The 6946-nt window shown below is 47.1% G+C and carries 9 protein-coding genes; 3 read left to right on the top strand and 6 right to left on the bottom strand.

All coding sequences use genetic code 11. From position 1 onward, the window contains the following. Nucleotides 1-30: 30 nt before the first annotated feature. From queD to OGW13_RS09855, 6 genes are all read right to left on the bottom strand, one after another. Nucleotides 31-393, bottom strand: coding sequence for a 6-carboxytetrahydropterin synthase QueD (queD, locus tag OGW13_RS09880; RefSeq protein WP_032175795.1), 363 nt, complete (start codon nucleotides 391-393; stop codon nucleotides 31-33). Nucleotides 394-653: 260 nt separating this feature from the next. Continuing rightward, nucleotides 654-1043 carry a putative zinc ribbon protein gene (locus OGW13_RS09875; RefSeq protein ID WP_032175796.1) on the bottom strand — a complete coding sequence of 130 codons (390 nt, stop codon included), beginning with the start codon at nucleotides 1041-1043 and terminating at the stop codon, nucleotides 654-656. Between the two features lie 139 nt (nucleotides 1044-1182). Continuing rightward, nucleotides 1183-1764 (bottom strand): YagK/YfjJ domain-containing protein, encoded by a 582-nt coding sequence (locus OGW13_RS09870; RefSeq protein ID WP_137512780.1) that lies wholly within the window; start codon nucleotides 1762-1764, stop codon nucleotides 1183-1185. 330 nt (nucleotides 1765-2094) lie between these two features. Continuing rightward, the gene (locus OGW13_RS09865) at nucleotides 2095-2238 is read right to left on the bottom strand and encodes a putative zinc ribbon protein (RefSeq protein ID WP_250221237.1); all 144 of its coding nucleotides are present in this window, start codon (nucleotides 2236-2238) and stop codon (nucleotides 2095-2097) included. Nucleotides 2239-2482: 244 nt separating this feature from the next. Continuing rightward, complete coding sequence (locus OGW13_RS09860; RefSeq protein ID WP_096889675.1) at nucleotides 2483-3016, bottom strand: secretoglobin family protein; 534 nt, start codon at nucleotides 3014-3016, stop codon at nucleotides 2483-2485. Between the two features lie 102 nt (nucleotides 3017-3118). After that, nucleotides 3119-3331 (bottom strand): helix-turn-helix transcriptional regulator, encoded by a 213-nt coding sequence (locus OGW13_RS09855; protein WP_023301385.1) that lies wholly within the window; start codon nucleotides 3329-3331, stop codon nucleotides 3119-3121. A gap of 439 nt (nucleotides 3332-3770) precedes the next feature. Between OGW13_RS09855 and OGW13_RS09850 the strand changes: the two genes are divergently transcribed. The 3 genes from OGW13_RS09850 to OGW13_RS09840 all read left to right on the top strand — a co-directional run bounded on the left by OGW13_RS09850 (nucleotide 3771) and on the right by OGW13_RS09840 (nucleotide 6815). Then, the gene (locus OGW13_RS09850) at nucleotides 3771-4880 is read left to right on the top strand and encodes a hypothetical protein (RefSeq protein WP_096889673.1); all 1110 of its coding nucleotides are present in this window, start codon (nucleotides 3771-3773) and stop codon (nucleotides 4878-4880) included. Nucleotides 4881-5034: 154 nt separating this feature from the next. Next, nucleotides 5035-5898, top strand: coding sequence for a GTPase family protein (locus OGW13_RS09845; protein WP_096889671.1), 864 nt, complete (start codon nucleotides 5035-5037; stop codon nucleotides 5896-5898). A gap of 92 nt (nucleotides 5899-5990) precedes the next feature. After that, nucleotides 5991-6815: a DUF932 domain-containing protein gene (locus OGW13_RS09840; protein ID WP_096889669.1), complete on the top strand. Its 825-nt coding sequence runs from the start codon at nucleotides 5991-5993 to the stop codon at nucleotides 6813-6815. Nucleotides 6816-6946 lie beyond the last annotated feature (131 nt).

The following is a 6946-nucleotide window of genomic DNA, read 5'->3' as shown; positions in this document are numbered from 1 at the left end:
ATAAGGAATAGCTTCTGCTATTCTTTATTGTTATTCACCACGGTAGATGCAGCCTGCGGAGCATGTCTCTTTCACGACAACTGCGCTAAGGATCGGGAGTTGTGTCTTAATCTGATTCCAAATCCATTCAGCAAGCACTTCGCTGGTGGGGTTTTCCAAGCCTGGAATGTCATTGAGATAGTAATGATCCAGCCTATCTAAAGTCGGTTTAAAAATTGCTTTTAGTTCGGCAAAATCGATAATCCAACCGGTATGCTTATCCACTTCACCGGTAATCTCAAGGCGCACGACAAAAGAGTGGCCGTGTAAGCGGCCGCATTTATGGCCTTCCGGAACATTGGGAAGACGGTGTGCAGCTTCAAAGGTGAAATCTTTGTATAACGTAGTTTTCATGGTGACCTCATTTTTTGTTATACAGTAACAATAAGAACCAGGATTTCCTAGCATTTCTGAGTTAGTTACCACTACTCTATTGATAGACAAAAATATTCCGGTCGAGCTTAATCCGGGCTGTTTTCGAGTGTGAGCCTATGTGCAGGCTGAGTATGCAACTAAATTGCGGGTTATCGCCGGCCACTGCCCAACATTGATCGCTGCGCGTGGTTCCCACTTAATGGTTTAAAGATTGGCGACAAGAAAAAACCTCAGCATTCTCATGTTGCCACAGTTGCTGGAAGGCTGAAGTTTCCAGTACGACAAATCAGGCAGTATCGTTCACCATAGTAATTGGTCTTGCATTGTGTGCACTGCCAGTCGGCTTTACTGACTCTGGGGATAACATTGGGGAGGAAGCGCTGTAGCCGTCTGGTTAATTGACTTTCACCCGCATCAAGTTTCACATAAGGGCAATGTTGCTGACCATTATCGGTAAGGCCCGCTTCGATGTGCTCAAACCACGGACGCTCAGTTTCGTACTCAGGATGGTATTGCAGTGCGCTGTTGCAAAAATGGCAGGTGTAGCGGTCGTAGAGTGCAGTTTGCGCAGTACGGGCACCGGTCAGGCGACCGTTACCGTCGAGAGCGATAAAAGATTTGGCAAACATATTTCAGGTTCCTGTCAGACAACACGCAGGCGTAAGCCGTCCCGCAAGGGCAGACAGACGCCATATGTGTTAAGTGTGAGGGATAAGAATTAACAAGAGATGCGGTGGTTCAAACGATGGGAAGATGACGTAAATAAGCTCAGATAATCCGTTCCTCTGTACCGGTTCGGGGACGTCCGGTTAATGGGCGATCGGGTACTTCGTTGCACCCGTACAGTAATAAATCATTCTTCTGTTCAATCTTGGTCATGTACTCCAGTACCTGGCGCATGTTGGTAATGCTTCCCGGATCGCTGTAGTGCACCGGTATATTGATATCGGATTCGTAGTTCGGTTTATGTTCACAACGATAGTAACAGCCGTCATGTTCCGTGATTTCACGCCAGCATGCCCCGGCCTTCTCCATCCAGAAAAAGGGCTTCTGAGTCTTATTACCATCCAGCCAGAAAGCCACATGCGCATGGAACAGGTGATCCTCGGTCCATTCAATTACCCAGAAATAACCCACCACTGCGGACATACTCATCATCATATCCATGAGTTGACGGACGTCAGGCTCCAACTGGCGGTGATCCGGGTGGCGATATTTAAAGGTATTTTTTTGATAGAAAAGATCCAGCCGTATTACCCTCAGACAGGAATAGCGATTGACCATTGCGTTAATATGCATATCAAGGACAGATTTCATAAACCAGTCCGATGTCCAGTTGCGATTTTTCATAGCGTTATCTCCTGATCGCCGATAGCAGGATCAGTTTTGAATTAATATGTGGGATAGTGTCGATGCCCTGAAGCGGGCATCGCAGTATTTCTGTTTGAGTACCACAGCATTGAATTGAGATGCTGAAGAGAAATCCATAACAGGGAAAACAAGCGACTGTAGGTGGATTACAGGCAGCAGATAGAACTGGCTGCGGACAGTAGTTGATTACTTGATTACAAACAGGGAGTGAGTATTAATTATATTAATTAACCGAAATTAATATTCCCCCGGGTAGTTCCTTTGCGATGGGAAATAATACGGACGATAAGTTAGGTCCTAAAGCCCTATTTATTCCTCTCGACTGTATATACCTGTTCCGTACTGAGGGCATTTTTTTCTGCCTCCATACGTCAAACCGCACATGTTGCATTGCCAACGGGTGGTCGTATTGACCGGTGGGAGTTGTGCCAGAAAGCGCTGTAGCTTCGTCACTGCTGAAGGCTTTCCATTGACGAGAGCAAGATAAGGGCATTGCAGCAGTGCTTCCGGTTGTCCCTGAAGTATGCCGTGTTCGAACTAGGGCGGTGATGCTCTGGTGGGGGGATGGAAAATCAACGGGCACCGGTAATGGTGGCATAACCATTCGTCATCAATCAAATTAAGCTGGCTGATTGCGACAATCTCACCTGTTTTACGTTGTGCAATATAGCGTTTGGGTATCTGCATGATCCGGCTCTCACACTGGCCGGGTGACACGGATGTAATCATCAGTGAGAGTCTTAAGGCCCCGGTATGTCCGTTGTTTTATTGCCAGCCATTGCTTCAGAGTGTCGGGAAGCGACAGATGCAGCTCATACCATTCCTTCATATCCTTGCCCGTTACCAGTTCACACCAGCACAGCAATGTCAGCGTCTGGCGTATGCCTGGCTGTACATGCAGCCGGAATAACATCTGTAACTGGTCCGCCAGACGGCTTTTCCCCAGCCGGTAACATTCGCTGAGCAGCACGCCGGGCAGAAGGGAATAATCGGTGTGTTTCGTCAGACCGGGGGCGGCAGAACAGGATTCTAGTTGGTCGGTGCGGGTGACTGGCAGCAGGCAATGTGGAATGACGACTTCTGTTACGCTACCCTCCGGCATCGGGCAGGCGGTTATCGCCAGCCTGTGCCACTGTGTGATGTGCTGCTGGCATAAACCGTGTAATAGACTGACGCGGGTAAAATCATCCAGCCAGACCTGGTAATGGTTGAGTAATGGCGAATTGTTCATTTCTGATATTCCTTAAATGAGTAACTGACATGCAGCCGTATGCCTCCGCAAGAAGCGGATACGAGATGACGCACTGGTTTGGGTTAACGAACGGGAAAGGGTTTAGCGCTGAGGGCGGGATGCATCAATACGGGCCTGCAGCCAGGCTTCGACTTCACTTTGCAACCAGCGGGAACTTCGTCCCAGTTTGATGGGTTTTGGAAATATGCCATCTTTGATGAGTTGGTAAATCCATTTATCACTGACACCCAGCAGGCGGGTGATAAAAGTCATATCGACGAACTGGTCCTCAGACAGGGAAGGTTTACTGGCCATAATTGGATTCTCCGGTAGCTGAATGGGTACCGGAGTCGGCTTATGAATGACTGCTGCCCGCTCCGGCATACGTACCGGTAGTCACGTAAAAAAAGGGGAGATGATCGCCCGCAGACTTTCCTAAGATGCTGTCAAATTTTGTATCTACAACATTGGGTTCTACATATCTAAATCTTGGCATCATGAAGAAACGTTCCCTAACTTTTGCTCGGCTGATGAGAAATCAGCTTGTACAGACAGATTTTTCGTTTATTCATAAAGTTTTCTTTCTGTGTAACTCATTGATATTTTATTTTTTACTGTTTTTCGATGCTACGTTTTTCCTACGGAATTCGTTTGTTTTTTATGTGATTTAAGGTTGATTTTTTCCATTCTATCTACTCTATGTCTTCTTTTTTAGTATATAAAAGTACTGAAAATCTATGTGATTGGAGATAGTATGAACAAAAAAGAGTCAGATGAAGGAAGCCATGATTGGGAAAAAGCACGTGTTGCGAAAGAGCTGATTAGGCTTGAAAAGCAGGCTGCAGAAAAACGTGCGCGATTAAAAAACAAGCTAAAATGGTTAGGTAAAGAGCCTCGGGCATCCTTTTTTTATTTTTTTTTCCTCGCTCTTTATTTCGAAAAAATAAGAGGTCAGTTGGTAGTACCGAAAGCTGAACATGATATTAACCCTCTATCAGCAAAGGCTCTCGGTACAGAAAGGATTACCATGAAGATCAGTCATCCGCGAGATGACTGGCCTGTTATTGGGGGAATGACGACCAACACCGATTTAGATTCTCTTCAAAAATCTGAATCAAAGACCACGAAAGCAGATGAAAAAAACAGTTTGCTGCTGTCACATTCCAACAGGCGAGAATCCCCTGAGATAGACTTAGATGAGCTTCTAAGAAAATTTGATATTTCCACTGTAAAAAATAAACCCGCCAACGGCGTTTTTTTTCCTGGTTTTATGTCTGATTTTGCTGGAGTGGAAGATATCCTTGAATACATTACAGAGACATTATTAAACCCTAAAATAGATGACCCCGTTGCTTTAATGAAAAAAATAAATAAAGCCTGGTCTGCTGTCTATGCTGATTTTCCTGAAGCGTTCTCGTGGATGGATGTTAAAAATGAAGAGCAATGTATTTGGGTATGGAATACGCTGAAGAGCAAAGGAGTTTCCCCCCCACTAAATCCTCTTAACAATTATCAACGATGGTATTTTATCTGTGCGACTTTTGATTTATGGAATGGTTGGACGAATGAACAACTTGAAGAGCTTAAAAGCAAACGTAAAAAAGTAAATCAGCACTTTCTGAAGTTAATGGAGTCTCCTCAATCACCTCAAGGCCATAAGAAAATATTAATGACTGAGCTTGAGAAAGCCTGGGCCCAGCAAGTTAGAAGGATGCAGCCGAAAAAGGCTATTGACCTTGCGACATTGCCAGCAAAATCAAAGAAAAAACTGGCTAAGTTATCGGAGGGATATGGTGAGTCAGAAATGGAAATACTAGTGAGACTTATTGACAATGAATATGTTAGAATCGTAAATAAAGATTAAAAATAATATTCTTGGCTGATTTTGGATTTAACCGGCTAATGTCCATCCATCAATCCAGAAATTTTCAGATATATATCATCTCCTTGAGTATATCAAATTAACGGCAGGATCTCACAGTTCTGCCGTTTTTGTTTCTATTTTTAAAGGAGCAGTAATGAAATATTCTGAAGGCTTCCAGCCAATACATAACTCACTTTCTGAGTTACCGCACTGGATATCGGATCGTATTCTGCAGCAGATAAAACAGCTAACCTGCTATGAACCGGTGATCGGCATCATGGGTAAAACCGGGGCGGGAAAGAGTAGTCTGTGCAATGCCCTGTTTGCCGGAGATATATCACCGGTCAGTGATGTGGTCGCCTGCACACGCGACCCCTTGCGGTTTAGCCTGCAAGTAGGCGAGCGCGTTATGACCCTTGTTGATCTACCTGGCGTGGGGGAAAGTAGCTTACGCGATGCTGAATACACTGCACTGTATCACGAACAGCTTCCCCAACTGGACCTAGTGCTGTGGTTGATTAAGGGTGATGATCGGGCGCTGGCGGTGGATGAACATTTTTACCATCAGGTGATCGGTGAGTCTTACCGGCATAAGGTTCTGTTTGTTATCAGTCAGGCCGATAAGGCTGAGCCCACCAGCTGCGGGAAACACTTATCCACGGAACAGAAACAAAATATCAGCCGTAAAATCTGCCAGTTGCATGAACTCTTCCAACCTGTAAACCCTGTCTGCGCGGTGTCGGTACGTTTGCAGTGGGGGCTGCGGGTGATGGTTGAACGGATGATTCGTTGCCTGCCACGCGAGGCCAGTAGTCCGGTGGCGGTACAGCTTAGTGCTCCACTTCGTACCGATGCCGTTAATAAAAAAGCCCGTGACGATTTTGGTGAAACGGTCGGCTCGGTACTAGACGCAGTAAGTTCCATGCCCCTGATACCAGCTCCGGTTCGGACAGTCATCCAGTCTGTACGCGACATCGTGGTATCGGTCGCTCGTACAGTCTGGAACTTCTTCTTCTGAATCGCTCCTGCTAACCCATTATTTCCTCAGCCCTGTCGCGATTATGCGACAGGGCTTTTTGTTTTTATTCTTCCATCATGAGGAGTCTGCTTATGACCCGTCTGGCTTCGCGCTTTGGCGCAGCAAACCTTATTCGTCGTGACCGTCCGTTAACCCGTGAAGAGCTGTTTCGTGTGGTACCTAGCGTTTTTAGCGAAGACAAACATGAATCCCGCAGCGAACGATATACATATATACCCACCATCTCTCTTCTCGAGAGCTTACAGCGGGAAGGTTTCCAGCCTTTCTTTGCCTGCCAGACCCGTGTTCGTGACCCTGGGCGTCGCGAGCATACAAAGCATATGCTGCGCCTGCGTAGGGAGGGGCAAATTACCGGCAAGCAGGTCCCGGAAATTATTCTGCTCAACTCCCATGATGGCTCCAGCTCGTATCAGATGCTGCCGGGATTATTTCGTGCGGTATGCCAGAACGGACTCGTCTGCGGTGAGTCGTTTGGCGAGGTGCGGGTGCCGCACAAAGGGGATGTGGTGAGTCAGGTGATTGAAGGGGCGTATGAAGTGCTGGGTATTTTTGACCGTGTGGAAGAGAAGCGGGATGCCATGCAGTCGCTGATGCTGCCGCCACCTGCACAACAGGCTCTGGCACAGGCTGCACTGACGTACCGTTTTGGTGAGGACCACCAGCCGGTGACAGCACCTCAGATACTCTCCCCACGCCGTTGGCAGGATGAGAGCAATGATCTGTGGACCACATACCAGCGTATTCAGGAGAACCTGATTAAAGGCGGGCTTAGTGGCCGGAGTGCAAAAGGTGGGCGAACGCATACCCGCGCAGTGCGCGGTATCGACGGCGATGTGAAGCTCAACCGGGCGCTGTGGGTAATGGCGGAAGCGATGCTGAGTGGGTTTCAGTCCTGAGCTTGTTATCAGGATGTTAGGAAAGGACACTCCCTGTCCGTTTTGCCTCCATTGGATTGAGCGTTTTTTCACCGTATTTCACGGTGTGCCGCGTCGGGCCTGCTTCCGGAGGCAGATAAAAAATAGTTCAT

The organism is Citrobacter sp. Ca225 (assembly GCF_030337175.1).
Classification (GTDB): Bacteria; Pseudomonadota; Gammaproteobacteria; order Enterobacterales; family Enterobacteriaceae; genus Citrobacter_A; species Citrobacter_A amalonaticus.
Note: the sequence above shows the minus strand (reverse complement) of the source record. Positions and strands in the feature narration are given on the sequence as shown.